24 protein-coding genes, 1 tRNA gene and 1 pseudogene are annotated in these 25567 nt (G+C 61.1%); 23 read left to right on the forward strand and 3 right to left on the reverse strand.

Annotated elements, in window-relative coordinates:
- Positions 1-35: 35 nt before the first annotated feature.
- The 16 genes and pseudogenes from ACESNB_RS05375 (at position 36) to ACESNB_RS05450 (ending at position 17648) form a co-directional block, all read left to right on the forward strand.
- Positions 36-302: a hypothetical protein gene (locus ACESNB_RS05375; protein WP_373004953.1), complete on the forward strand. Its 267-nt coding sequence runs from the start codon at positions 36-38 to the stop codon at positions 300-302.
- Between the two features lie 78 nt (positions 303-380).
- Positions 381-1253 (forward strand): UTP--glucose-1-phosphate uridylyltransferase GalU, encoded by an 873-nt coding sequence (gene galU, locus ACESNB_RS05380; protein ID WP_373004956.1) that lies wholly within the window; start codon positions 381-383, stop codon positions 1251-1253.
- A gap of 124 nt (positions 1254-1377) precedes the next feature.
- Positions 1378-2373 carry a threonine/serine dehydratase gene (locus ACESNB_RS05385; RefSeq protein ID WP_373004959.1) on the forward strand — a complete coding sequence of 332 codons (996 nt, stop codon included), beginning with the start codon at positions 1378-1380 and terminating at the stop codon, positions 2371-2373.
- Positions 2374-2394: 21 nt separating this feature from the next.
- Positions 2395-3636, forward strand: a pseudogene (locus tag ACESNB_RS05390) (FAD-dependent oxidoreductase).
- 55 nt (positions 3637-3691) lie between these two features.
- Positions 3692-4393 (forward strand): metallophosphoesterase family protein, encoded by a 702-nt coding sequence (locus ACESNB_RS05395; RefSeq protein WP_373004962.1) that lies wholly within the window; start codon positions 3692-3694, stop codon positions 4391-4393.
- A gap of 206 nt (positions 4394-4599) precedes the next feature.
- A complete protein-coding gene (cpaB, locus tag ACESNB_RS05400) occupies positions 4600-5484 on the forward strand; it encodes a Flp pilus assembly protein CpaB (RefSeq protein WP_373004965.1) in 885 nt (294 codons plus the stop codon).
- Positions 5481-6773 carry a type II and III secretion system protein family protein gene (locus tag ACESNB_RS05405; RefSeq protein WP_373004967.1) on the forward strand — a complete coding sequence of 431 codons (1293 nt, stop codon included), beginning with the start codon at positions 5481-5483 and terminating at the stop codon, positions 6771-6773. Before cpaB ends, ACESNB_RS05405 begins: the two co-directional genes overlap by 4 nt.
- Before the next feature lie 12 nt (positions 6774-6785).
- On the forward strand, positions 6786-7052 hold the full coding sequence (locus ACESNB_RS05410) for a hypothetical protein (protein ID WP_373004970.1): 267 nt from the start codon (positions 6786-6788) through the stop codon (positions 7050-7052).
- A 100-nt stretch (positions 7053-7152) separates the two neighbouring features.
- Positions 7153-8256: a CpaE family protein gene (locus ACESNB_RS05415; RefSeq protein ID WP_373004973.1), complete on the forward strand. Its 1104-nt coding sequence runs from the start codon at positions 7153-7155 to the stop codon at positions 8254-8256.
- The gene (locus ACESNB_RS05420) at positions 8253-9638 is read left to right on the forward strand and encodes a CpaF family protein (RefSeq protein WP_373004976.1); all 1386 of its coding nucleotides are present in this window, start codon (positions 8253-8255) and stop codon (positions 9636-9638) included. Before ACESNB_RS05415 ends, ACESNB_RS05420 begins: the two co-directional genes overlap by 4 nt.
- A gap of 11 nt (positions 9639-9649) precedes the next feature.
- The gene (locus ACESNB_RS05425) at positions 9650-10633 is read left to right on the forward strand and encodes a type II secretion system F family protein (RefSeq protein WP_373004980.1); all 984 of its coding nucleotides are present in this window, start codon (positions 9650-9652) and stop codon (positions 10631-10633) included.
- 14 nt (positions 10634-10647) lie between these two features.
- Positions 10648-11583 carry a type II secretion system F family protein gene (locus ACESNB_RS05430; RefSeq protein WP_373004982.1) on the forward strand — a complete coding sequence of 312 codons (936 nt, stop codon included), beginning with the start codon at positions 10648-10650 and terminating at the stop codon, positions 11581-11583.
- Between the two features lie 48 nt (positions 11584-11631).
- Complete coding sequence (locus ACESNB_RS05435; protein ID WP_373004984.1) at positions 11632-12591, forward strand: acetyl-CoA carboxylase carboxyltransferase subunit alpha; 960 nt, start codon at positions 11632-11634, stop codon at positions 12589-12591.
- A gap of 63 nt (positions 12592-12654) precedes the next feature.
- Positions 12655-14394, forward strand: a complete 1740-nt coding sequence (locus ACESNB_RS05440) for an amidohydrolase (protein WP_373004986.1) — start codon at positions 12655-12657, stop codon at positions 14392-14394.
- Positions 14395-14396: 2 nt separating this feature from the next.
- Positions 14397-15350, forward strand: coding sequence for a thiamine-phosphate kinase (gene thiL, locus ACESNB_RS05445; protein ID WP_373004989.1), 954 nt, complete (start codon positions 14397-14399; stop codon positions 15348-15350).
- Between the two features lie 147 nt (positions 15351-15497).
- Entirely contained in the window at positions 15498-17648 is a 2151-nt protein-coding gene (locus tag ACESNB_RS05450) for a sodium-translocating pyrophosphatase (protein ID WP_373004992.1), read from the forward strand.
- Positions 17649-17724: 76 nt separating this feature from the next.
- Here the strand turns inward: ACESNB_RS05450 and katG are convergent, their stop codons facing one another.
- A complete protein-coding gene (gene katG, locus ACESNB_RS05455; protein WP_373004995.1) occupies positions 17725-19899 on the reverse strand; it encodes a catalase/peroxidase HPI in 2175 nt (724 codons plus the stop codon).
- Between the two features lie 268 nt (positions 19900-20167).
- A complete protein-coding gene (locus tag ACESNB_RS05460; RefSeq protein ID WP_373004998.1) occupies positions 20168-20647 on the reverse strand; it encodes an outer membrane protein assembly factor BamE in 480 nt (159 codons plus the stop codon).
- 73 nt (positions 20648-20720) lie between these two features.
- Between ACESNB_RS05460 and ACESNB_RS05465 the strand changes: the two genes are divergently transcribed.
- From ACESNB_RS05465 to ACESNB_RS05490, 6 genes are all read left to right on the forward strand, one after another.
- Positions 20721-21269: a ubiquinol-cytochrome C chaperone family protein gene (locus ACESNB_RS05465; RefSeq protein WP_373005001.1), complete on the forward strand. Its 549-nt coding sequence runs from the start codon at positions 20721-20723 to the stop codon at positions 21267-21269.
- A gap of 93 nt (positions 21270-21362) precedes the next feature.
- Entirely contained in the window at positions 21363-22397 is a 1035-nt protein-coding gene (gene plsX / locus ACESNB_RS05470) for a phosphate acyltransferase PlsX (RefSeq protein ID WP_373005004.1), read from the forward strand.
- Positions 22398-22422: 25 nt separating this feature from the next.
- Positions 22423-23394 carry a beta-ketoacyl-ACP synthase III gene (locus ACESNB_RS05475; protein WP_373005007.1) on the forward strand — a complete coding sequence of 324 codons (972 nt, stop codon included), beginning with the start codon at positions 22423-22425 and terminating at the stop codon, positions 23392-23394.
- 138 nt (positions 23395-23532) lie between these two features.
- Positions 23533-23826, forward strand: coding sequence for an integration host factor subunit alpha (locus ACESNB_RS05480; RefSeq protein WP_373005010.1), 294 nt, complete (start codon positions 23533-23535; stop codon positions 23824-23826).
- Positions 23827-23846: 20 nt separating this feature from the next.
- Entirely contained in the window at positions 23847-24323 is a 477-nt protein-coding gene (locus tag ACESNB_RS05485; RefSeq protein WP_373005013.1) for a MerR family transcriptional regulator, read from the forward strand.
- Positions 24324-24377: 54 nt separating this feature from the next.
- Positions 24378-24454: transfer RNA gene (locus ACESNB_RS05490), tRNA-Pro, on the forward strand.
- Here the strand turns inward: ACESNB_RS05490 and ACESNB_RS05495 are convergent.
- Entirely contained in the window at positions 24440-24715 is a 276-nt protein-coding gene (locus ACESNB_RS05495) for a hypothetical protein (protein WP_373005016.1), read from the reverse strand. The two genes, ACESNB_RS05490 and ACESNB_RS05495, sit on opposite strands and share 15 nt — an antisense overlap.
- Positions 24716-24946: 231 nt before the next feature.
- Here ACESNB_RS05495 and ACESNB_RS05500 point away from each other — a divergent pair, with 231 nt between their 5' ends.
- Entirely contained in the window at positions 24947-25432 is a 486-nt protein-coding gene (locus ACESNB_RS05500; protein WP_373005019.1) for a hypothetical protein, read from the forward strand.
- The last annotated feature ends 135 nt before the right edge of the window (positions 25433-25567 follow it).

Below are 25567 nucleotides of genomic sequence, written 5' to 3' on the forward strand. Positions count from 1 at the left end.
TGCCATGTGTCGCCGGGAAATGACCGGAGAGTCCGATGGCCGCACAGCCTGTACACAATCAGTCGCCGCGGGAAGCGGAACAGCCGGATGTGAATTCCACCCCCGGCGCGTCTGGCGTTCAGGCGGTTGAGCCGCACGACTCTCACCAGCATGTCGCATCGCCTGCGCATGCGCTTCAGGCTCGCCTCGCAGCAGAACTGACCAGTCCCAAGCGCATGTCGCTGCGCAGGATCATGTCGACTCTGCTCGTCCTCTGCCTGTCGACTTGGCTTGCCGGAACTATCCTCTACGCCGCGCTCTGACTGAGGCTTACCCTCTGGCCTTGGCGTCCATTTCGGGCGATAGGGTCGCGCGAACGCAATATGAAACAGGAGGCGCCGATGCGCGTGAGGAAAGCAGTTTTGCCGGTTGCAGGCATGGGCACACGGGTTCTGCCCGCGACCAAGACCATCCCGAAGGAAATGCTGCCTGTCGTTGATCGGCCGGCCATCCAATATGTCGTCGATGAGGCGCTGGAAGCGGGAATCGAGCACATCGTTTTTGTGACCGGGCGCAACAAGGGCGCCATCGAAGACTATTTCGATATTTCGTATGAGCTCGAAGCCTCGCTCAAGGCCAAGGGCAAAAGTGTCATTCTGGAGCAGGTGCAGCAGACCGTTCTGCCGGCCGGCGCCGCGAGCTTCGTGCGCCAACAGTCGCCGCTCGGCCTTGGCCATGCGATCTGGTGCGCGCGCGACATCATCGGCAACGAGCCCTTCGCCGTCCTGTTGCCCGACGTGATCGTGAAGGGTGCGCCGTCCTGCCTCGCCCAGATGGTCAAGGCCTATGACGAAGTCGGCGGCAATATCGTCGCTGTCGACCCTGTGCCGATGGAGCGTGTGTCCTCCTATGGCGTGATTGCACCGAAATCGCGCAATGGTCGCCTGATCGAAATGTCGGGCATGGTCGAGAAACCGCCAATGGAATCGGCGCCGTCGAACCTGAAGATCACCGGGCGCTACATCCTCCAGCCGGAAATCTTTGGCCTTCTGGCCGACCAGGCTGCGGGAGCAGGCGGCGAGATCCAGCTGACCGACGCGATGGTGCGCCAGATGGAAACGCAGGATTATTACGCCTACGAATTCGAAGGCCGTGAGTACGATTGCGGGTCCAAGCTCGGTTATTTCGAAGCTGTCCTGGCTCATGCTATCGACAATGAAGAGACCGCCCAAGGCGCCCGCGAACTGATCCGGAAGATGGCCGCCACCATTTAGCCGTCGCCTGCTGGACGGCAGGCAAATGGTCGATCTGCGACAAATACTTCTTTACCAATCATGACCCGGATTGGTTCGCGCTTTGGGTTTGAAGACGGCGGCGTGACCGGCTAGGGCTATTGCGATGCGCCAGGCACTTTCCCTTCCCACTTTTGACGATGTCCTTTCCGCTGAAAAGCGGGTTGCGGGCGTGGTGCGCGAAACGCCCGTCCTGACTCATCCGGCGCTCGATGCGGCAGCTGGCGCAGAGATTTTGGTCAAGGCCGAATGCCTGCAGGTAACCGGCAGCTTCAAGATTCGCGGCGCGATGAACCGGTTGTCTCAAATTCCCGAAGCTGGGCGCAAAGCAGGCGTGGTGGCCTATTCTTCCGGCAACCATGCGCAGGGCGTCGCGCGCGCTGCGCGGTTGCTTGGCATGCCGGCATTGATCGTGATGCCGTCTGATGCGCCTCAGGTAAAAGTGGACGGTGTGCTGGCTGACGGTGGCGAGGTGCATCTCTATGATCGTAACAGCGAAAGCCGTGAGGCAATCTCGCAGGACCTTGCGGCGGCGCGGGGTGCCATCGTGGTGCCGAGCTTTGACGACTTTGACATCATTGCCGGACAGGGGACTCTCGGTCTCGAATTCGCCCGTCAGGCAGCCTCCATGGGCGCACCGCTGGATCATCTTGTCTGCTGTGCCGGTGGTGGTGGCCTGATCACCGGCGTGGCGCTCGCGTTCGAGGGCCTGTCGGGTGACACGAAAATATGGTCGACGGAGCCGGAGGGGCATGACGACTGGGCGCGCTCTCTGGCGGCGGGTGACGTGATCGCCAACGCGCCGGGCACACGCTCGTTCTGCGACGCGATTCTGACGCCTGCGCCGGGTGAATTGACCTTCCCGCTCGGCCAACGCCTGCTGGCGGGCGGTCTGGTTGTGAGCGATGCGGAGGTGCGGGCCGCGATGCGGTTTGCATTCCGCTACTTGAAAATCGTGGCGGAACCGGGTGGCGCGGCGGCTCTCGCGTCGGTGTTGCGAGGGGTGCCGGAGGGAATGCGCGAGGGGCGTGTGGGGGTGGTCGTGACCGGCGGAAATGTCGATGCTGCGATGTTCGCCGATGTGATCGGACGGGGCGACTGACGGATCAAATCGCGCGCATTCGTGATAAGGGGACTGGAATCCGAACTGGAGCATCCGCATGAGTGTGTTGACAAGCCTATCGCCGGTGGAGGGCCCGCTGGCCTGATGATGGGGTACCTTCTGGCGCGCGCAGGCGTGGATGTGATCGTGCTGGAAAAGCATGAGGATTTCCTCCGCGATTTCAGGGGCGACACGGTGCGCCCTTCGACGCTGCAATTGTTCAGGGAACTTGGCCTGCTGGACGGACTATTGTCGCGTCCATACCAGAAGACGGAACGGCTATCGGTCAGCATTGACGGCGCGGCCTAAGACGTTGCCGAATTCACCCGCCTTCCTGTCGATAGCAAGATTATCGCAATGATGCCGCAATAGGACCTGCTGGATTTCGTGGCGGACACTGCACGGGAATTGCCGAACTTCCGGCTGCTGATGTCGACCGAAGCCGATGCGCTGATTGAGAAAGATGGCAAAGTGGTCGGCCTGCGTGGCCACGCCAGGGACGGGTCGCAGGAGATTCGCAGCACTCTGACCGTTGCCGCGGATGGTCGCGGATCGCGCCTGCGTGATCAGTCCGGCCTCGAGATGGAAGACCTTGGCGCCCCGATCGACGTGTTCTGGATGCGCCTGCCGCGCGCCCCCGACGAATCCGGTGAATCATTGGGCCGGGTCGGGACGGACGGGTTTCTCGTGCTGATCAATCGCGGCGACTACTGGCAATGCGCGCTACCCTTCCCGAAAGGCAGCGCCGACGCGATCCGCGCTGAAGGGCTGGACGCCTTCAGGGCACGTATCGGACGGTTGGCGCCGCGGCTGGCCAGCGTGACAGGCGATGTGAAAAGCTGGGACGATGTCAAGCTGCTGACGGTTCAGGTCAACCGGCTGAAAACATGGTGGCGAACCGGCCTTCTCTGCATTGGCGATGCGGCTCATGCGATGTCGCCGGTTGGCGGGGTCGGGATCAATCTCGCGGTCCAGGACGCAGCGGCTGCTGCGCGAATCCTTGTGCCGTTCCTTCGGCGAGGTGAGGCGCCCGACGACGTGTTGGCTGGCGTTCAGAAGCGTCGCAACTGGCCGACCCGGATGACGCAGCGCGCGCAGATTGTGGCGCAGAACAGCGTGCTGGTGCCGGCTTTGACAGGCGGCGTAGCGCCGAAAGCGCCCTTCTTCCTGAAAGTGCTGAATGCGGTTCCAGCGCTCCGCGGCCTGACGGCCCGGGCCGTCGGGATGGGCCTGCGGCCGGAACACTGGCAAGCCGAGCCATAAGCCTTTTCGGCATCGCGGCCCTTTTTTCGGCCCAGTCCGGCATTAGCTGTGATCCATGACCCAACCCGTTTATTGCGCCATCGGCGACATCCATGGCGAACTCGATCGTCTGAAAGAGCTGCACGACATGGTCCGGTTCCATGCCGAGGCCGAACTCGGCGGAACAGAAGTGACACTGGTCCACCTTGGCGACCTGATCGACCGGGGTCAGGATTCCTGCGGTGTCGTTGACTATCTGATGGAGATGGAAGCGCGGTGTGGGGCGGCATGCGTGAACATTCGCGGAAACCATGAACAGCTGATGATTGAATCGGTTCGTATGGAGGATCAGGCTTCGCGCCGTAGCTGGCTAGAATGGGGCGGTGAAGAAACCATGGACAGCTACCGCCGTCGGGGCCTGGACGGCCCGCCCGACCATCACCTGGACTGGTTGCTTGGTCTGCCGACGATTTTCAGGGACGAGGCCCAGGGGCTGGTGTTCGTTCACGGCGGCGTCGACCCGGATACGTTTCCGGCCTGCGGCGAACGGGTACAGATGTGGACGCGGCGCAAGGAATTCTTCGATACGGGCTGCTGGACGGCGCCCGACCTGATTGGCCAGACAGTGGTGCACGGGCACTCGCCAACACAGGATTCGCTGCCTGACATCGCGGCCGACGGACGACGGATAAATCTTGATACCGGCGCGGTTTATGGTGGTCGTCTCACGGCCGCGATCCTGGTGCCCGGGGCAGCACCTCGCTTCCTTCATAGCTAAGCGGTTCGGTCCAAAAGGCTCAGCTGAGGTGCAATGATCGGCCTGTAGCGGGATGATTCATAAGCGCTTAATCAAGCTTGGTTTTTGGTTAACAGGGCGTTCGGGCGCTGTCCAAGATTTGGGCACCGCTCTTCAAGAGACCTTATCGCCTGACCTCTACGTTCCCATGCTGACCAGACACGGTCTTGGGAACGAGGGCTCCGACATTGAAGCTAACAACCCTGATCAGCCTTGGGCTATCGCTCGTTCTGGGCGCAGGCGCGGTATTCCTTGGCCGCAGCTACATGATGTCCAGCACGTCCGATGCGTCCGCGGCCAGTCTTGCGCCCGCTGTTGAGATGTCATCCGTGCTCGTTGCAACCTCAGTGATTCAGACCGGTGACCTGATTGATCATTCGAGCCTGAAGTCGGCGCCCTGGCCGGCAGACGCTGTGCCAGCGGATGCGTTGCGGAGTTTTGATGACCTGAAAGAAACCGTTTATGCGCGCAGCCTGATCGTGCCCGGCGAGCCACTGATGCGCGCCAAGCTCGACGATACCGGAGCAATTCTGACGCTTGCGGCATCGATTGCGCCGGGCATGCGCGCTGTTTCGGTTGTGGTTGGCAGCGACACAGGCGTGGCGGGCTTCGTCCTGCCGGGCGACCGCGTGGACGTGAACGAATTCATCCCGCGTGAAGATTCTGGCAGCAGCTCGGCACGCGAGGGCGAACGCGTCTCAGGTGACGTGATCGCACGATCAGTCCTCAAGAATGTGAACGTGCTGGCGATCGACCAATCGTTTGAAGCAGGTCTTGAAGGCGCGCGTCCGTCAAGCACCGTAACCCTCGAAGTCACGCCAGACGATGCGCTGGCGCTCAGCGCGGCAAGCCAACGCGGCGCGCTGGGCCTCTCGCTGATCGGTCGACACGAAGAGGCAGCCTTCGTTGCCGAAATCCGCAAGTTGCCAGCACCGGTGGGTGTCGTGTCGCGTGCCCGTGTCGCGCGTGCACCAACGACCACGCGCATCCGCGTCATCAATGGAGACGCCGAAACCGAAGTCACGACACCGGTTGCCCGGGACAAAGCGCCAGCGGTAGGAACCAGCAAATGAATATGTTCCAAAGAGTTTTTGCAGCGTGCCTGATGGTTGCTGTGCTCGGTGTGCCCGCCGCAGGCGCGTGGATCGAGCGCAGTGCACCTGATGGTGCCAGTGTGCTCGTTCTGGAAAAGGGGCGTTCGACGGTTGTCGAAGCTGACCTGAAATTCGCAACGCTTGTCGTCGCCGATCCCGAAATTGCCGATGCGATGGCAACGTCGAACCGCTCGTTCTTTCTGCGCGGCAAGCAGCCGGGCATGACGACGGTGTTGATCTACAATGCCGCCGGAGAGATTGCCGAACTCATCGATGTCGAAGTCGAACTGGGTTTGGATGAACTCCGCACGGACCTGAAGAACCTACTGCCGGGCGAGGATATCAATGTGTATCCCGTGCATGATGGTGTGTTCCTGGACGGCAAGCTGACCACAGCCGCCGCCGCCGACATGGCGCTGCAGCTGGCCGAGCGTCACGTGCCGGGCGGTGTGGCGAATGGCCTGTCGGTTGGGCAGAGCCAACAGGTTTTGTTGGAAGTGCGTTTCGTCGAGGCCAGCCGCAGTGCGGTGAAAGAGATTGGTTTCGGCAACAGGATCAGTGCGAATGATGTTGTCGGTGTGACGGATAGCGGAACGATCTCGGGCATCGCCGAAAAGACGATCGCGCTATTCACGAATGTCGGTAGCGAGAATATCGACATCACCTTGCGCGCTCTGGAACAGAAGGGCGTGATCCGTACGCTGGCCGAGCCGAACCTGGTGGCACTGTCGGGTGATACAGCAAGCTTTCTGGCGGGCGGTGAGTATCCGATTCCGGTGGCAAGTCAGGACAATCAGATATCGGTTGAATTCAAGAAGTTCGGCGTGAGCTTGGAATTCACCCCGACTGTACTGGGCGATGGCCTTGTGAACCTGCGCGTCCGGCCCGAAGTGTCGGCGCTTGACCGGGGCAATGGCATTCGGTCTGCGGGCATCGAAATTCCTGGTATCTCGGTGCGCCGGGCGGATACGACGATCGAGTTACATGACGGTCAGGCATTCGCCATCGCGGGCCTGCTGCAAAACGACTATTCCAATGATGTGCGCCAGACGCCGTGGCTGGGCAACGTGCCGATCCTCGGCATGCTGTTCTCGTCCAAGCGCTATCAGAAGAATGAGAGCGAGCTTGTGATCATCGTCACGCCGCGTCTCGTCCAGCCGGCGACACACCCTGATGTGCTCAACACGCCGCTTGCTGCATTCGCTGAGCCGACGGAAACCGAACTGTTTCTGCTGGACCAGACCGCAACTGTTCCATTGGCAAATTAGGGAGGCCGGAAGATGAGTAATCGTATCAAGATCACTGGCGCTATCTCCGCCCTAGCACTGCTCGCTGCCTGCGCGAGCCACGACCATCAGGATATCCGCTTGCTGGGCGGAGCGACAGAGAAGAATATCGCAACCCAGTCGGTGCGCGACGTGAACCTGCCGAATTCCAGGGAAGTCGAATCGACATCAGGTGTGCGAGCCGCGAATGCGGTTAAGGCATTGAACGAAGGCAAGCAGAAGCAGCTGGGGCAGGCGTCGTCTGGCGGGACCGGTAGCTGACATGTTTGAACCTGTTCAGAAGTTGGACCCTCCTCAACTGCCGCCAAATCGGATCATCCCGTCGCTTGCCGTTCTGGCAAATCGACAGCGGATGGAAACGTTGAAGGCATACTGCGCTGAGCTGGCCGACCTATCCGGCCTTTCGCCCTCTGAGATCGTGCTGCGCCATGGCGGCGGCCTTGTGCTCGTCGAACAGGGTGTTGCGGGGTACGACCAGGTGATACTGACGCTCGCTGTTGAACGGCCGAATACCGCAGTGATCGTCGTCTCCGACCAGCTGCCTGGTCATATAGTCAGGGCCCTGATGAAGTTTGAGGCGTCTGACATTGTGTCGGGCACGGCTGGGATCGAGGAAATCATCGACGCGGCCGAACAGGTGCGCGAGACTCAGTCCATTCAGGGGCCCGGGGCGACGTCTAAATGCTGGGCCTTTCGAGGCGCTGTCGGTGGTGCGGGTGTCTCAACACTCGCAATCGAGAGCGCGTTCAGTCTCGCCCGCAAGGTTGGACCTGGAAAAGTGTGTCTAGTTGACCTGAATGTGTCCGATGGAATGGTAACGTCCTTTCTCGAAGCCGTGCCAAAACTGGACCTGCAGGCGTTGGTGGATTCGCCTGACCGTCTCGACCAGAGACTGCTGGCGGCATGGTGCTGGGAACATGCGGAAGGTGTCTCTCTGCTTGCTGTGCCGCGCAATCCGGATGCTGACGCTTTGGCGACCGAGCCGGCAATGTTGCGCCTGCTGGATGTCGCCTGCAGCACGTTCGAATATGTTCTGGTCGACATGCCTCGGCACATGATGCCATGGACCAAGTCAGTTCTCGGTGCTGTGGATGAGGCGATTGTCGTCAGCGAGTTGACGGTCCCGAGCCTGCACGCTGCCGCAGATATGTGTCGCGAGACAGATATTTTGCGGCGTGACCGAAGCAAGTCCAAGCTCGTGCTGAACCGGATGTTCCCGAAAAAACGTTTCCGTGCCGAGTTCGCCGTCGACAAGGCAGAGCAGGCCATTGAACAGGAAATCCATGCGACGATTGCGTCGGACTGGGATGCGGCGCGCACTGCGGTCAATCTCGGAAAGCCAATCGCTGACGTGAAGCCGAAAAGCCAGCTTGTTCTGGATGTTGAACAATTTGTCGACAGCCTGCTGCCTGACGAAGTCATTGCCAATGAGGCAAAACCCCAGAAAACGAGACGCGCGAAATGAGCCGATTCAAATCCAACGCAGCTCCGGCCGCGCCGCTTGTGATGCCGTCGATGAAACCAGCCGAAGCCACGCCGGCGTTTGTCCCTGCCAAAGTCAAAGGTGAATCCGCGGGTTTCGATTTGCTGGATGCGAAACTGCGGGTACATGCGAAGCTGATCGACGAACTGGATCTGTCTGCGCTTGAGAAGCTGGACGATGACACTATGCGCCAGCGCGTTCGTGGGATCATTTCGGAAATCATCCGGAAGGAAGAAATGGCTCTGTCTTCGGTCGAGGAAATATCCTTTGCCGATGCCGTGATGGATGAAATGACCGGTCTTGGCCCGATCGAGCCGCTGCTGAAAGACGACTCCATCGCGGACATTCTCATCAATGGCTACAATCAGGTCTATATCGAGCGGAACGGCGAGCTGCAGCTGGCACCTGTTCGCTTTGCGGACAATGATCACTTGCTGCGCATCGTGCAGCGTATCGTATCGACCGTGGGTCGGCGTGTGGATGAAAGCCAGCCGCTGGTCGATGCGCGTCTTCTCGATGGTAGCCGCGTCAACGCGGCGATTGCACCAATTGCCATCGACGGGCCGCTCGTTTCGATCCGGAAATTCTCCAAGTCGCCACTGACGATGGAAAAGCTGGTCGGCTTTGGTGCCATCCCGGGGCCGGTCGCCGAGTTCATTCTCGGCGCGGTCAAGTGCAAGGCGTCCACGGTGATTTCGGGCGGTACGGGTTCAGGCAAGACAACGCTGTTGAATGCCCTGTCGTCGGCGATCAGTCCGAATGAGCGCCTGATCACGATTGAGGACGCGGCCGAACTCCAGTTGCAGCAGCCGCACGTTGCCCGCATGGAAACGCGCCCGCCGAACATCGAGGGCAAGGGTGAAATCCGCCAGCGTGAACTCGTCAAGAACGCGCTGCGCATGCGTCCGGATCGCGTCATCCTGGGCGAGGTTCGTGGCGAGGAGGCCTTCGACATGCTCCAGGCCATGAATACCGGTCACGAAGGCTCTATGGCGACGATCCACGCCAACAATCCCCGCGATGCCATCACGCGTCTCGAGCAAATGGTGATGATGGGCGGCATGAAGATTTCCGAGGAAGCCATCCGGGGACAGATCGCGTCAGCCGTGAATTTCATCGTTCAGGCCACCCGCTTGTCAGACGGTTCGCGCAAGGTCGTGTCGATTGCCGAGATTACCGGCATGGAAGGTTCGATCATCCAGATCCAGGAAATCTTCAAGTTCGAACGCTCCGGAACGTCTGAAGATGGCAAGGTAATCGGAAAATTCGTCGCGACGGGCCTGCGTCCGAAATTCCTCGATGAGATGGAGCGGCGCGGCGTTCATATGCCTGCAGGCATGTTCGATCCCGCGACCGTGTTCTAGGCACCCGTCACGTGTTCGGCTTACCAGACATAACCGGTTACAGCATGTTCCTGCTGATCTGCGCAACCATGGCGGCGGGGGCGTTCTTCCTGATGATCCAAGCGGCTTTGGGCCTCGTCACTCAGGCGCAGACGCAACGGATCGTGAACCGAAGATTGCAGTTCAAGGACCGGTTTGCCAGCACCAGCGAGGCCATGGTCGAGCTGCGAAAAAGCCGGGGTCTGGATGCAGACGGCAATTTCGCAATGCCGCTGGAGCGATTCAATCGTCTGGTCGTCAGATCGGGCCTGCCCTACCAACCCCTCAAATGGGTGGCGATGTCGGCAGGTGGCGCACTGGTTGCGGCGGGCGCCTACATGCATTTCGTCGGTGGCTGGATGGCGGCGCTTGGTATCTGCCTGCTGGTCTTCCTTCTGGGGCCGATTTTCGTGCTCAAGCATGTTGCCGGGAAACGCCGCAAGAAGTTGGCCGGACAGCTGCCGGATGCCCTGCAAATTGTCTGCCGTAGCCTTGAAGCAGGCCACCCTGTCGCAACGGCCGTGGCGCTGGTGGCGCGCGAGATGCCGGATCCGATCGGTACCGAATTCGGTATGACGGCGGATGAAGTGTCCTACGGTTTCTCGCTGACGAATGCGGTACAGCGCATGGCTGAAAGATCCGGTGATCCGGATGTCGAACTGTTCGGCGCAACAGTGCGCCTGCAGGAAAAGACGGGCGGCAACCTCTGCGACCTGTTGAAGGCGAACACGACAACGATCCGGGAACGCCAGACGATGCGCCTCAAGGTGCGCGCGGCCTCGTCGGAAGGGCGGATGTCGGCTCTGATCCTGACGTCCGCGCCGTTCATGGTGATGTTGGCGATCCATCTGACCCAGCCGAGTTTCTACGGCAACGTGATCCATGACCCACTTATCCGCTACGGATTTGCAGGACTTTTGGTCTGGATGTTCATCGGCAACCTGGTCATGCGAAAAATGATCAATTTCAAGATGTAGGCGGGACAGTGAACGTGGATACTTCATCTTTCCCCGGAATGTGGGCGTCAGTGCTGATGCTGGGCGCAGCGCTGGCGCTGTTGTTCCCAAGCATCCTGACTTTTTTCCGAAGTCGCCGCGATACCGAAAGCGTCGAGCGCCGGTTGGCGCGTCGCGGTCCTGTTTCCGGCGAAGCGGAGCAACGCCGCCCCTCCAACCGCATCGGCAAGGCAGTCACCGGCCTGGCCGACCAGATGGCGCCCGACGATGACGAACAGGGCGTTAGTGCAGCCAAGGCAAGGCTGGCCGGTGCGGGTTTTGTCGGGCCATCTGCGGTTGCCCGGTACTATTTCGTGCGCCTGCTTTGCATTGTCCTGCCGCAGCTCGGCTTGCTGGCGGCGCTACCCTATCTATCGAGCCTGCCTGGCACGACGCCGCTCGTGATTTCTGTGATGCTCGTCATGATCGGGCTTATCGCGCCGGGCATGTATCTCGACAAACGGACCAAGACGCGCTGGCAGGAATGTTCCAGCGGCTTTCCCGACATGATGGACCTCCTGGTCGCGTGCGTGGAAGCGGGGCTCAGCCTCGATGCGTCGGTCCAGCGCGTGGGCGAGGAACTCGAACTGCGTCACCCGATCATTGCCGGTTACATGCGGACATTGTCGCTGGAACTGCGGGCCGGGAAGGCGCGCAAATCGGCCTGGCGCGGCTTTGCCGACCGGTTGGGCATTGAGGAGGCCGGATCATTGGCGACGATGCTGCGTCAGGCGGAGGAAATGGGCACGAGTCTTGGCCAGACGCTTCGCATTTTCTCGGCGGACATGCGCCAGCGCCGCATCCTCTATGCCGAGGAAAAAGCCATGGCTTTGCCGGCGAAACTGACGCTTCCGCTGGTTTTCTTTGTTTTCCCGGTGCTTTTGGGCGTGCTGACGCTGCCGGCCGTCGTGATGTTCAAGGAAATACTGTAATGAAATCGGCGCTAGGCGAGTCAGGTATGGATTGCTAGACATTGCACCATGAGCACGACGTATCTCGATTTTGAAAAGCCCATTGCCGAACTCGACGCCAAGATTGCCGAGCTCGAAGCCCTCTCCGGCCAGAAGGGCGGGCCGTCCATCAAGGACGAGCTAAATAAGCTGAAGGCCAAATCGACCAAGCAGCTGAAAGACATCTATTCGGACCTCTCGGCCTGGCGTAAAACGCAAGTCGCCCGACATCCGGACCGGCCGCATCTGTCAGATTATATTGAAACAATTTTCGAGGATTTCGAAGAGCTGGCCGGTGACCGGCTGTTTGGAAATGACGAAGCGATCATCGGTGGCCTGGCCCGGTTCAAGGGCCGTTCGGTGGTCATTATCGGCCACGAGAAAGGCCGCACGACCGAGAAACGCCTGAAGCACAATTTCGGCATGGCCCACCCGGAAGGCTACCGCAAGTCCGTCCGCCTGATGGATATGGCCGAGAAATTCAACCTGCCGGTCCTCAGCTTCCCCGACACGGCAGGCGCCTATCCCGGCAAGGGCGGTGAAGAGCGTGGGCAGGCCGAAGCGATTGCGCGCGGCACCCAGCGGGGCCTATCACTGGGCGTGCCGTTCGTAACGCTGATTATCGGCGAAGGCATGTCAGGGGGTGCCATTGGCATCGCTGCGGCCAATACGGTTCTGATGATGGAACATGCGATCTACTCGGTGATCTCGCCGGAGGGCTGCGCCTCGATTCTTTACCGTGACCCGGCCAAGGCCAGGGATGCGGCGGATGCGATGAAGATTACGGCGCCGGATCTATTGAAAACAAAGGTAATTGACGGTGTCGTCAAGGAGCCGGTCGGGGGTGCGCACCGCGACCCGCAACGGGCTATGGCCGCCGCAGCCAAGGCGCTGGACACCGCGCTTAAGGACCTCGAGGGCATGTCGCCCCAGGAACTACGTCGCCAGCGCCGTGATCGTTTCTATGCCATTGGCCGCGAGATCGCTTAGGCACTGCTTGTAATCATTCGGCCGAACGGTCAGGCTGCGCGCCAGATCGATAGAGGGATATCCATGCGAAATTTCATTCTCGGCGCAGCGCTGCTGTTCGCCGTGGCCTGTTCCAGGGGCGGCGCAGATGATGCGACGGCCGCTGGCGAAGGCGCCGTGATCTATCCCGCAGCAAGCGTTGTCACGATGGCTGCGGCGGATGCTTTGGCGTCAGCCGTGGCGGTGAAGGATGGGCGCATCCTGGCAACCGGCACGGAAGCGGAACTGGCCAAAGCCCTGCCAAAAGCCAGCGTGGACCGCACATTTGAAGGCATGGTGATTGTGCCGGGCCTGATTGATCCGCACGTCCACGTCATGCTGGGTGCCCTGCAATACAACTTGCCACTGACGCCGCCTTGGCCGATGGCGACGCCGCACGGGATGCGTGCAGGAATCGGCACGCGCGAGGGCTTCCTTGCGGAAGTCGCGGCGATTGAGGCATCGACCGCGCCGGGCGAGCCGATTGTGATTTACGGCTACCATAACCTTGTCCACGGCGACCTGACGCGCACCGATCTCGACGCGATCACGACCGCGCGCCCGCTGGTGATCTGGCACTATTCCAGCCACGATTTTTACCTCAACAGCGCCGCCATAGAGCGGGCGGGCTTCACGCCGGCACTGACGGAAAAGTTTCATGGCGTCGACCTTGATGAGAACGGCGAACTGACAGGGCGGATCTATGAGGATGCCGCAATTGGCGTTTTGGGCGCCTTCGCTGACGTGATGCTGGCGCCGGAAAATGTCAGTGCGGGTTTCCAGGGCTTTTCCCGCATGCTGCGCGAGGCCGGTGTCACGACAACGGTCGAGATGGGCTACGGCCTGTTCGGCTGGGAGATAGAAGACGCGAACATCCGCAGCAATTGGGGCGATGCCCAGTCCGCCGGATACAATCTCTACCTCGTGCCGGAATACCGGGCGCTGCAGCGTTCGTTCGGCGAGGACAGGGTGCAGGCTGTCCGTGACATGGTCAGCGGTGTGCGCCCGGCGGCCGCTCCGGTGCTACCACGCGTCAAGTTCTTCACCGACGGCGCTTTCTACAGCCAGACGATGCGGCTTTCGCCGCCGGGTTACCTGTCGGGGCAGTCGAAGGGCAGCGAAGGCCTGTGGGTGATGAAGCCGGACGAGATCGCCCCGACGATCCAGCCCTATTGGGACGCGGGCCTTGGCGTGAATATCCATTCCAATGGCGACGCGGCGCAGGGCGCGACGCTCATGGCGCTGAAAACATTGCGGAATAGCGGCGGCGATAATTCCTTCACGATCGAACATGGCGGCCTGTTCTCGCCGCACCAGGTCGAGGAAGCCGGTCGCCTCAAGGCGAATGTCTCGGCAGCCAGCCACTATGTCTACTATATGGCGGACACCTATGCCGACCCGCTGGGCGAGCCACGGGCCCGCTGGATTTCGCCGCTGGGGGCGCTGACCGACGCCGGTGTCGCGGTGACCGTGCACTCCGATGCGCCGCTGGCGCCGCCGGAGCCTTTGCGGGCGGCGAGCGTGCACATTACGCGGGCGACGCGGGAGGGCGGCACCTATGAGGCGACCATGGCGCTGACGCCTTATGAAGCGCTTGAATCTGTAACGCTCGATGCAGCGCGGGCCGTCGGCCTCGAGGCCGAAATCGGCTCCATAGAGCCCGGAAAGCGGGCTGATTTCACCATCCTTGGCGCCAATCCGCTGGACGTGGCGGGGGAGAACTGGACCGGTATTCCGATCTGGGGCGTCGTGCTGGCGGGCGAAAAGCGGCCACTGGAAGACTGAGCATGGCGGAAAAGGACTGGATCGCGCGTTACTTTGCGCCGCTGGCACAGGGGCAAGGTGCGGCGGGCCTAAAGGATGACGTCGCCCAGCTCGGAACGTCGGGTCCTGTAGCTATTACAACAGATGCGATGGTGGAGGGGGTGCATTTCCTTGCCTCGGATCCTGTCGATACCGTGGCGCGCAAACTGGTACGGGCTAACGTGTCGGACCTGTTGGCGAGCGGGGCGGAGCCAGCCGAAGCCTTGCTCGCGCTCGGCTGGCCGAAGGCGCGCGGTGAAGCTGAAATCGCAGCATTTGCAGCAGCATTGGGCGACGAGTTGGCGGCCTGGGGCGCGCAGCTGATCGGGGGAGACACCGTCACCAATCCTCAGGGCTTGTTCCTGTCTCTGACCCTGACAGGGCGATGCCTATCCGACGCTCCAGTGCGCCGGACGACCGCAAAAACGGGCGATTCCGTGTGGTTGACGGGGTGTGTCGGGGGGGCGGCTAGGGGGTGGGACGTCCTTTGCGAGGAGGCGGCACGTCAGGCTAAAGGGGTCGTTTCGGGTCCCTGGGTCGACGCCTACCGGCTTCCGACACTGCCGCCGCTTGCCACCGCCGGTCTCGTCGCGCGCCATGCGAGCGCGGCGATGGATGTCTCTGACGGCTTGCTGATCGATGCAAGGTCGCTGGCAGGGGCGTCCGGTGTCGGCCTCGAGATCGACCTTGGCTCGGTGCCGTTTGCGGGTGGGGCAGAGGACGAAGCCGAGATGCTCAAGCTCGCGACCTGGGGGGATGATTACCAGGTCCTGCTCACGGCCCCGGAAAGCCGGTCGGAGCAGATCGCGCATGAGGCGAGTGAACAGGGCATACAACTCGCCCGAATCGGGAAAATTATAGCCGGATCAGGCTTGTCGCTGGGTTTGAAGGGCAAAAAAATTAACCTCCCCGAAACCCTGGGGTTCGAGCATGGTTGAGTCGGGTCACCTGTGACTCGCCCCTGAAGCGAGGCAGGTTGCCTCATCAAGGAGCGACTGGCAGGCAAAGGCTCATAATAACTAAGTTTTGGAGACCCGGGGCCAACCCGGGCCCGTTCAAAGGCTCAGGGAAGGAAGGAAATCCCCATGTGGTTTTATCTCGCACTCGCCGCAGGCGTTGTGTCGGTTCTATACGGATGCCTACAGATCAACTCGATCATGAAGGCACCGTCAGGCGACCAGCGTATGCGTGAAATCGCGCAGGCTATTCAGGAAGGCGCAAACGCCTACCTGAAGCGCCAGTATCGCACGATCGGTATGGTTGGCGTTGTTGTCGCCGTCATCCTGCTCGTCCTGCTCGGCTGGAAGTCTGCACTCGGTTTCGTGCTGGGCGCCGTCCTGTCGGGCGCAGCTGGCTTTATCGGCATGCTTGTGTCGGTGCGCGCCAATGTGCGCACAACCGAAGCGTCCAAGAGCGGCCTCAGCGCCGGTCTCGCATTAGCGTTCAAGTCAGGTGCCATCACCGGCATGCTGGTCGTCGGTCTCGCCCTGATCGGTATCGTTCTCTATTACGGCCTGCTGACCGGCCCGCTCGAGCTGGACCTGTCGGTTCGCGACGATAAGCGGCAAGTCATCGACGCCCTCGTTTCACTCGGCTTCGGCGCTTCGCTGATCTCGATCTTCGCCCGTCTCGGCGGCGGTATCTTCACCAAGGGTGCGGATGTCGGCGGCGACATGGTGGGCAAGGTGGAAGCTGGCATTCCCGAGGATGACCCGCGCAACCCGGCCACCATCGCAGACAATGTCGGCGACAATGTTGGCGACTGTGCCGGCATGGCGGCTGACCTGTTCGAAACCTATGCCGTGGCACTGGTCGCGACCATGGTTCTGGGCGGTATCTACTTCTCCGGCTCGGCTGATATTTCGGCTGTGATGATGTTGCCGCTGGCGATTGCCGCCGTCTGTATCATCACCTCCATCGTCGGCACGTTCTTCGTGCGCCTCAGCAAGGGTTCCACGGATGTGATGTGGGCGCTCTACAAGGGCCTGATCGTGACCGGCGTGCTGTCGGTAGGTGGCCTGGCCATCGCCATCAACAGTGTGTTGCCGAACGGCTTCGGTGTGCTGAATGAAGCCGCCGCGCGCCTCGGCATGACCGGCGAGATTACAGGCCTCGACCTGTTCTTCTGCGGCGTGACCGGCCTCGTTGTGACCGGCCTGATCGTTTACATCACGGCCTATTATACCGAGACCAAGTTCCGTCCCGTCCGCTCGATCGCCTTGGCGTCCGAGTCGGGCCACGGCACGAACGTGATCCAGGGCCTTGCTGTCTCGCTCGAGTCGACGGCGCTGCCATCGATCTCGATCATGGCGGGCATCCTGCTGACGTATAATCTTGCAGGTCTCTACGGTATTGCCATTGCCACGACGACCATGCTGGCGCTCGCCGGTATCATCGTTGCCCTCGACGCCTTCGGCCCGGTGACGGACAATGCCGGCGGTATCGCGGAAATGGCTGAATTGCCGTCTGACGTCCGCAAGACGACGGATGCGCTGGACGCTGTTGGCAACACGACGAAAGCCGTGACCAAGGGCTATGCCATCGGTTCGGCGGGCCTCGGCGCGTTGGTCCTGTTCGCGGCCTATTCGGAGGACGTGAAATACTTCATTGCGCAGGCCGATCCGGGAACGTTCTTCCACAATGTCGTGGTCGATTTCTCGATCGCCAGCCCGTACGTGGTTGTCGGCCTGCTGTTCGGCGGCCTTCTGCCGTTCCTGTTCGGCGGCATGTCGATGATGGCGGTCGGGCGCGCTGCCCAAGCCGTGGTCGAGGAAGTGCGCAGGCAGTTCCGCGAAATGCCGGGCATCATGAAAGGCGAAGTGAAGCCTGACTATGGCCGCGCCGTGGATATCCTGACGCAAGCGGCGATCAAGGAAATGGTTGTGCCATCGCTGTTGCCAGTGCTGTCACCGATCGTCCTGTTCGGCGTGATCTTCCTGATTGCCGGTGCCGGCGCAGCCCTGTCGGCTGTCGGTGCGATGCTGCTGGGCGTGATCGTGACCGGCCTGTACGTGGCCATCTCGATGACCTCGGGCGGCGGCGCCTGGGATAATGCCAAGAAGTATATCGAAGACGGTCATCATGGCGGCAAGGGCTCTGAGGCCCACAAGGCTGCGATTACCGGCGATACGGTTGGCGATCCCTACAAGGACACATCAGGTCCGGCTGTGAACCCGATGATCAAGATCACGAACATCGTGGCCTTGCTGATGCTCGCGGTGCTTGCCGGCCACTAGGCCAGTCCAGTCCGACAATAAAAAAGGCCCCGGTGCGAGAGCGCCGGGGCCTTTTCCTTTGGGGTATGGGTGCCGATCAGGCGATGTCGAAGCGGTCCGCGTTCATCACCTTGGTCCAGGCCGCAACAAAGTCCTTCACGAACTTTTCCTTGTTGTCGTCCTGGGCATAGACTTCGGAGTAGGCGCGAAGGATCGAATTCGACCCGAACACGAGGTCCATGCGCGTCGCCGTCCACTTCACGGCATCCGTCTTCCGGTCACGGATCTCGTAGATACCATTGCCGGAGGGCCGCCAGTAGTTTTCCGTGTCAGTCACGTTGACGAAGAAGTCGGTCGTCAGCGCGCCCGCTTTGTCAGTGAACACACCGTGCTTCGTGTCACCGTGATTGGTGCCCATGACACGCATGCCGCCGACAAGGACCGTCATCTCCGGTGCCGTCAGGCCCAGGAGCTGCGTCCGGTCGAGCATCAGCTCTTCAGGGCTGACGTCGTAGTCGGCCTTCTGCCAGTTGCGATAGCCATCATTGAGCGGGTCCATCGCATCGAACGAACCGCCATCCGTCATCTCCGCGGTCGCGTCGCCGCGGCCCGGTGCAAACGGCACTTTCACATTGAAGCCTGCCGCTTTTACGGCCTGCTCGACGCCGACATTGCCGGCAAGGACGATCACGTCCGCCACGCTGGCTCCTGTCTCAGCGGCAATGCCTTCGAGCACTTTCAGCACCCGGCCAAGACGGGTCGGCTCATTGCCTTCCCAATCCTTCTGCGGCGCAAACCGGATGCGGGCCCCGTTGGCACCGCCACGCATGTCAGAGCCGCGATAGGTGCGGGCACTGTCCCAAGCCGTCGACACCATGTCGCTCATGCTCAGGCCACTAGCCGCGATCTTTGCCTTCACGGCATCGACATCATAACCGGTCTTGCCGGCTGGAACCGGGTCCTGCCAGATCAGGTCTTCGGCGGGCACTTCCGGACCGAAATAACGCGCCTTTGGCCCGAGGTCGCGGTGGGTCAGCTTGAACCAGGCGCGGGCGAAGGTTTCCGAGAAATACTCGAAATCGTTGTAGAAACGCTCGGAAATCTTGCGGTATTCCGGGTCCATCTTCATGGCCATGTCGGCATCGGTCATGATCGGCATCTTGCGGATCGAGGGATCCTCGACATCGACAGGCATGTCTTCTTCCTTGATGTCGACAGGCTCCCACTGCCATGCGCCGGCGGGGCTCTTTTTCAGCTCCCACTCATGGTTGAGCAGCTGGTCGAAATAACCATTGTCCCATTTGGTCGGATGGGTCGTCCAGGCGCCTTCAAGGCCGCTGGTCACGGCATCACGGCCGATGCCCCGGGTCTTGTGGTTGATCCAGCCGAAACCCTGCTCCTCGATCGGAGCGGCTTCAGGGGCGGGGCCGAGATTGGATTCCAGGCCATTGCCGTGCGCCTTGCCGACGGTGTGTCCGCCAGCGGTCAGGGCGACCGTTTCCTCGTCATTCATGGCCATGCGGGCGAAGGTGACACGCACGTCCTGGGCTGACTTGAGGGGATCAGGCTTGCCGTCACGGCCCTGCGGGTTGACGTAGATAAGGCCCATATGGACGGCGCCGAGCGGGGCTTCGAGCGATGCCGCGTCTTCGGCGTTGGCATAACGCAGGATGCTATCGGCCAGCCATTCTTTTTCCGAGCCCCAGTAGACGTCCTTTTCAGGCGCCCAGATGTCTTGGCGTCCGAAGGCGAAACCGAAGGTCTTGAAGCCCATGGATTCGTAGGCGACGTTGCCCGCGAGGATGTAGAGGTCGGCCCAGGAGACCTTGTTGCCGTATTTCTTCTTGATCGGCCACAGCAGGCGGCGCGCCTTGTCGAGGTTGCCATTGTCCGGCCAGGAGTTGAGGGGAGCGAAGCGCTGGTTGCCGGTGCCGCCGCCGCCACGACCGTCAAACAGCCGGTAGGAGCCAGCGGCATGCCATGCCAGACGGATCATCAGGCCGCCATAATGACCCCAGTCAGCCGGCCACCAGGCCTTGCTCTCGGTCATGATGGCCTTCATGTCATGCTTGAGCGCGGTGACGTCGAGCTTCTTGAGTTCTTCGCGATAGTCGAAGTCCTCGCCCATCGGGTCGGTCTTCGTGTCGTGTTGGCTCAGGATGTCGAGGTTGAGCGTGTTCGGCCACCATTCCGTGACCGTTCTACCCGCAGAGGTCATCCCGCCATGCATGACCGGGCACTTGCCGGCGCTACCCATATCATTTCCGTCCATATCGCTCTCCCATTGCTGAAATTGTTCGGCACTTTCGCCTAATAAGGGAAGATACCGCTACTCTACCCATTGATCCAATCGATTCTATGAAGTCGAGCTATAGGGCGGTTCTATGTGACCGGGTTTGACGCATCGCAATCATGGGCAATGGCGAACTGCCGTAAACACAAGACATGGACGTACTTCCCGCCTGATACGGCCTCAGCCCCAACGAAAAAGCCCCGGAACCGGGGTTCCAGGGCTTGTCTGTTTCGGGATGCGGCCTGCGCTACTGGCGGCGACCGGTCGGGTTGCCGGGTGTGGCTTCGTCCGAGTTTGGCAGGCGCACGCCGCCGACGGTGCCGAAGATCTGTTCCCAAAGGCCCAGTTCGCGACCACGGGTCGGCGTTTCGCGGGCCGCATAATTGATGAGCTCGCCGTCTGCGGCATTGTATTCTAGAACTTCGTCGACCTTGTCATCCTCGCCGAAGCGGATCGCCGTGATCGAGCGCTTGGTGATTTTCGGCTTCAGGAAGGCGATGCGCTCCTGCACGTCGGAAATATACATCCAGGTCTTGTCGTCAAACACGCTTTCCGTGGACGGGCTGCCAAGCTGGGCGAGGACGGAGGACCGTGTGTCTTCGTCCGGCTTTATGTCGCGCGGCTGGGCGTCGTCTGCCACATAGCCGTGGAAATCCCGCGCCGGCGTGAGACACGCGGTGAGGGGCAGGGTGAGAAGGCCAATGGCCAAAATCGCACGTCGCGACATGGAGAAACTCCTGATAAGGCTTCGCGAAAGACCTAGCGGCTGCAGACCCCCCTTGGCAACACAGGAGTACATCGTGACGGGAATTTCAATCGGCTGGCTGGCGCGGCGACGGGCCAGCAAGGCTGCCGCCGGAAAGGCCTATGGCGGGCTGATGAAAGCGGCGCTGGCGCCGGATTTCTACCTGACGGGCGACGTTGCCGACACGTTCGATGGGCGTGCGCAGATGGTGACGGTCCATGCGGCGCTGGCGATCCGGCGGATGAACGTCCTTTCGGGCACCGAACCCGCGAAAACCGCTGCGGCGCTGAATGCGCGCGTGCTGGACGGATTTGATGCTGCCTTTCGCGAGCAGGGCGTCGGCGATTCCTCGATCGCGCGGAAAGTCCGAAAACTGGCCGAGGCGCATTACGGGCTGGGAACTGCCCTGTCGCAGGCGCTGGACAGTGATGGCGGGGAATCAGCCGTGATCGACGTGCTGGAGCGCAACGGGGTGATGCAAAAGGGCCGTGGGGCCGCTCTGGCGGCCTATTTGTGCGCACTGGCGATACGTCTGCAGCAGCAGAGCGATGCTGAAATACTGAAGGGGGCAATTGACTGGGTGTCGGCCACCGAAGTGGGGTAGCAGGCACAGGCGCGGCGTTGCCAACCCCCGTGACGCGCCGTAAACACCGCCTATCAGGAATCATTGCGTTTCCGACTGATTTGGAAGGCTCAAATGGCTGAAGGCACAATTCTTTCAATTGATGCCATGGGCGGCGATGCTGCGCCCGGTGTCGTGGTCGACGGCGTGGCAATCCTGCTGGCCGAACGCCCGGATATTGCCGTGCTGCTGCATGGCGACGAATCTGTACTGGCGCTCATGGTGGCAGCCCATCCCGTCCTGTCGGGCCGTTGCCAGCTGGTTCATTCCGACAGCGTCATCACGAGCGATATGAAACCGAGCCAGGCGCTGCGCCGGGGCAAGGGATCGTCGATGTGGAACGCCGTCGAGGCGGTCAAGAACGGTGAGGCGGGTGCTGCCGTGTCGGCGGGCAATACGGGCGCGCTGATGGCGATTTCGATGCTGATCCTGCGTAAGATGGAAGGCGTCCACCGCCCGGCGATGACGGCCCTGTGGCCGACCATGCGCGGCCGCACCGTGGTGCTGGACGTCGGCGCGAATCTCGAAGCGGATGCCGCGCAGCTCGTCAGCTTTGCCATCATGGGCGAGGCTTATGCGCGCGCGGCGCTGGGCATCGAAAAGCCGTCGATCGGCATTCTCAATATCGGCTCAGAAGAGATGAAGGGCCATGACGAGGTGCGCGAGGCGCATGAATGGTTGCGCGAGGCGGAACTGGACATGGACTATCGCGGCTTCGTCGAGGGCAATGACATTTCCAAAGGTGCTGTGGACGTCGTGGTGACGGACGGGTTCACCGGCAATGTCGCGCTGAAAGCCGGCGAAGGCGTGGCACGGATGTTGGGCAACCGGATGCGCGAAGCCTTCACGGCCAATATCATGACCAAGCTTGGCGCCGTGTTCGCGTCTGGCGGGCTGAAGCAGCTTCGCAGTCAGATGGACCCGAGCAATGTGAATGGCGGCGTGCTGCTGGGCCTCGGCGGCGTTTCGGTCAAGAGCCATGGCGGCACCGATGCGCGCGGATTTGCGCAGGCCTGCCAACTGGCGGCCGACCTTGCCGCAAGTCACTATCAGGACGAGATAATCGCCAACCTGTTGCGAATCAGGGAAGGCGGCCTGGCTGCCGATTAAGGCAGTCGGCATGGAAAGGATTTCAATGGCACGTCGCAGTTTCATTCGCGGTACAGGCGGCTACCTTCCGGAGAAGGTGCTCACCAATGACGACCTGTCGGCCATGCTGGACACATCGGACGAGTGGATTCGCGAACGCACGGGCATCAAGCGGCGCCATGTCGCCGCCGAGGGCGAGCTGACATCGGACATCGCGACCGCTGCGGCCCGGCAGGCGCTGGACGCCGCCGGCATGGAGGCGACCGATATCGACCTGATCGTGCTGGCCACGACGACACCCGACAGGACGTTCCCGGCGACGGCGACGGCGGTGCAGGCCAAGCTCGGCACCGGCGCTGGTGCGGCCTTTGACGTCCAGGCCGTCTGTTCCGGCTTCCTGTTCGGGCTCGCCACGGCTGACAGCATGTTGAAGCAGGGCCTGTTCAATCGGGCGCTGGTAATTGGCGCCGAGACATTCACGCGCATTCTCGACTGGTCGGACCGGGGCACGGCTGTGCTGTTTGGTGATGGCGGCGGCGCGGTGGTGATCGAGGCCGAGGAATGGACCGGCGCGCAGGATGCGGGGATCATCACGCACCATATTCGCACCGACGGCACGAAGTCAGACCTGCTCTATGTCGATGGCGGTGTCAGTTCGACCGGCACGATCGGCCATGTCCGGATGGAGGGCAATCGCGTGTTCAAGCATGCCGTGGCCAATATCTCGTCGGCGATCCAGGCCGTGCTCACCGAGACCGGCCTGACGGCGGACGATATTGACTGGTTCGTGCCGCATCAGGCCAACAAGCGCATCCTGGACGGCGTGGCGAAGAAGATGGGTATTGCCGAAGAGAAGGTCGTGATCACGGTCGACGAGCATGCCAATACGTCAGCCGCCTCGATTCCCCTGGCGCTGAACCATGCCGTGCGTACCGGCCGGGCCAAGCCGGGCGACCTCATCCTTTCAGAGGCGATGGGAGGCGGGTTTTCATGGGGTGCGAGCCTGTTCCGCCTTTAATCAACAGGCATCATTTTGATCCACAATTTTTGGACCGAATCGGACAAATCGAAACATCTCAACGAATTAAGCTGACGGTTTCGCTAGGAATCCGTTAAGTTTCATTCGCTATCCATTAACGAAAGGCGAGAGAACCTCATGAGCAACCAGACCCTGACCCGTGCCGAAGTGACTGATGCAATCGTCCGCGAAGTGGGCGTGACGCGTCAGGAATCCTCGGACCTTCTGGACCGCACACTCGACATGATCGGCACCGCGCTGGAGCATGAAGACGAGGTGAAGCTCTCCCGCTTTGGCAATTTCGTGGTGCGATCGAAATCCGCCCGCGAAGGCCGCAACCCCAAAACCGGCGAAGAAGCCATCATCGCGCCGCGGCGCGTGGTGACGTTCCGCCCATCCCCCATGCTCAAGGCCCGCGTCGACAAGGGCTGAGCCAATACAAGGATAGCGATATGACTGCCATCAGGAACCGCGTCGAGAAATCTGCAAACGCCTTTCGGTCGATTGGAGAGGCAGCCGCAGAACTGGGCCTCGAAACGCATGTCCTTCGCTATTGGGAAACGAAATTTCCGCGTGATGTGAAACCGGTGAAGCGTGCCGATGGCCGCCGCCTGTTCCGTCCGCAGGATATTGACGCGCTGCGCGCCATCCAGATTCTGGTTCATGGGCGCGGCCTGACATTGAAGGGCGCCAAATCCCTGCTGGCAGAACAGGGGCTTGAGGCCGTGCTGTCCGGCGCAGCGACCCTGGGCAATGGCACGGTCGGAAGCCCGGCACGTGAGCTGCAGCAGACGGTCGCCAAGGCGTTCAATGCCGAGATGGCTTCATCGATCGCTCCCGAGAGCCAGGAGCGCCTAGCGGATGCACTGGTCGGCCTGACCGACCTGAAAGCCCGGCTCGACGCGATGCGCGAGAAGCGCGCGGCCTAAACCCACATAAGCGATTGCGGAAGGCCGGTGGCTTGGCTACAAGCCGCTTCAAGTCGGAGCGTGGCGCAGCCCGGTAGCGCACTCGCCTGGGGGGCGAGGGGTCGTAGGTTCGAATCCTATCGCTCCGACCATTCATACGCGTTGGCCCGCAGCGCCTGAAACCGATCGAGGATCGATTTCAGCGCGGGAATACCCGAAGCGCCAGCGAGGGCCTCCCAAGTTGATTCTGTATCGGCCCTTCGCGCTTCACATGAACCGAGCTCTAGGCTTTCCAATAACTGCTTTTGGTCAGGGCTGTCATTCGATCCGCGCCAGTCCAACGGTCGACTTTGGCCCTTTGTGGACTCCCGGCGGCAGTTAACCGAACGGCTTTTTTCTTTAAATCCGGTCATCGACGCGTGTCTCACAGAGTCCCAGAAAGACTTACTGCGAGCGGGCCAAAATCGCGTGCAATCGCACACTCTCGAAACAGATGAGGCGCGGAATGGACTCAATTCATGATCCGGGCCGTGCTGTCGCCATTGCATTTGGCGCATGCGATAGTTTCGACATTGTCGCAAAACGCGGCTTGGCTTAGGCTGGAAACGACGTGACGCTGGGGGGCCACCATGATCTGACTTGCCTTGCTGTTCGTTGCGCTTCTTTTCTTTGGACTTGCACCAGCTCACGCCGAACGCTCCAAGAAGCTGGCCAAGGTTCCGAGAAATCTGGAATCGACCCAGACGCATATCGACCCGTCGTGTGAAGTGAAGCAATCGGGCACGTATTGCGAGGAGTTCAGTTTGCGACTGTTCCCCAAGGGCGGTGACGCAGGCACAGGCAGGTACGCCCGCCAAAGACGGGTTTTCCGCGACAAGAAAACAGGGAAGCGAATTTTCGGTGTCTCGCATGTCACAACGGACACCGCGAAAAAATTTGAGACCTCCTGGCTTATCGAACCGAAATGGGCCAATCTCCACATGCTGAATGCAGATGTGGCCTATGGGCGCCTGGCGGGCACGCAAGATGTGTACGTGATTGACACCGTCGCCGGAACCACCACCAAGATCGGTCAAGGTGACCTCGGCTTTGGATTTGCGTTGGTCGGTTCGGATTTCGTCAGCTATTAAAGCACTTCCGCATCATTTGACTCCATATCCAGCAGCTTTGAAGTAGTTCTGGCATTCGTCGGCTGAGTAGAGGTCGATGACCGAGGCGATTGCGTTGTGGAGGTCTTCGATTGTCCTCGCGCCGATCCGTCTGAG

Origin of the sequence: Hyphomonas sp., from assembly GCF_041689225.1 — a bacterium.
GTDB lineage: Bacteria > Pseudomonadota > Alphaproteobacteria > Caulobacterales > Hyphomonadaceae > Hyphomonas.

Coding starts and splice junctions, on each gene's coding strand:
- ACESNB_RS05375 (WP_373004953.1), top strand. CDS start 36: ATGGCCGCACAGCCTGTACACAATCAGTCGCCGCGGGAAGCGGAACAG.
- galU (WP_373004956.1), top strand. CDS start 381: ATGCGCGTGAGGAAAGCAGTTTTGCCGGTTGCAGGCATGGGCACACGG.
- ACESNB_RS05385 (WP_373004959.1), top strand. CDS start 1,378: ATGCGCCAGGCACTTTCCCTTCCCACTTTTGACGATGTCCTTTCCGCT.
- ACESNB_RS05395 (WP_373004962.1), top strand. CDS start 3,692: ATGACCCAACCCGTTTATTGCGCCATCGGCGACATCCATGGCGAACTC.
- ACESNB_RS05405 (WP_373004967.1), top strand. CDS start 5,481: ATGAATATGTTCCAAAGAGTTTTTGCAGCGTGCCTGATGGTTGCTGTG.
- ACESNB_RS05410 (WP_373004970.1), top strand. CDS start 6,786: ATGAGTAATCGTATCAAGATCACTGGCGCTATCTCCGCCCTAGCACTG.
- ACESNB_RS05420 (WP_373004976.1), top strand. CDS start 8,253: ATGAGCCGATTCAAATCCAACGCAGCTCCGGCCGCGCCGCTTGTGATG.
- ACESNB_RS05435 (WP_373004984.1), top strand. CDS start 11,632: ATGAGCACGACGTATCTCGATTTTGAAAAGCCCATTGCCGAACTCGAC.
- ACESNB_RS05440 (WP_373004986.1), top strand. CDS start 12,655: ATGCGAAATTTCATTCTCGGCGCAGCGCTGCTGTTCGCCGTGGCCTGT.
- thiL (WP_373004989.1), top strand. CDS start 14,397: ATGGCGGAAAAGGACTGGATCGCGCGTTACTTTGCGCCGCTGGCACAG.
- ACESNB_RS05450 (WP_373004992.1), top strand. CDS start 15,498: ATGTGGTTTTATCTCGCACTCGCCGCAGGCGTTGTGTCGGTTCTATAC.
- katG (WP_373004995.1), bottom strand. CDS start 19,899: ATGGACGGAAATGATATGGGTAGCGCCGGCAAGTGCCCGGTCATGCAT.
- ACESNB_RS05460 (WP_373004998.1), bottom strand. CDS start 20,647: ATGTCGCGACGTGCGATTTTGGCCATTGGCCTTCTCACCCTGCCCCTC.
- plsX (WP_373005004.1), top strand. CDS start 21,363: ATGGCTGAAGGCACAATTCTTTCAATTGATGCCATGGGCGGCGATGCT.
- ACESNB_RS05475 (WP_373005007.1), top strand. CDS start 22,423: ATGGCACGTCGCAGTTTCATTCGCGGTACAGGCGGCTACCTTCCGGAG.
- ACESNB_RS05480 (WP_373005010.1), top strand. CDS start 23,533: ATGAGCAACCAGACCCTGACCCGTGCCGAAGTGACTGATGCAATCGTC.
- ACESNB_RS05485 (WP_373005013.1), top strand. CDS start 23,847: ATGACTGCCATCAGGAACCGCGTCGAGAAATCTGCAAACGCCTTTCGG.
- ACESNB_RS05495 (WP_373005016.1), bottom strand. CDS start 24,715: ATGACCGGATTTAAAGAAAAAAGCCGTTCGGTTAACTGCCGCCGGGAG.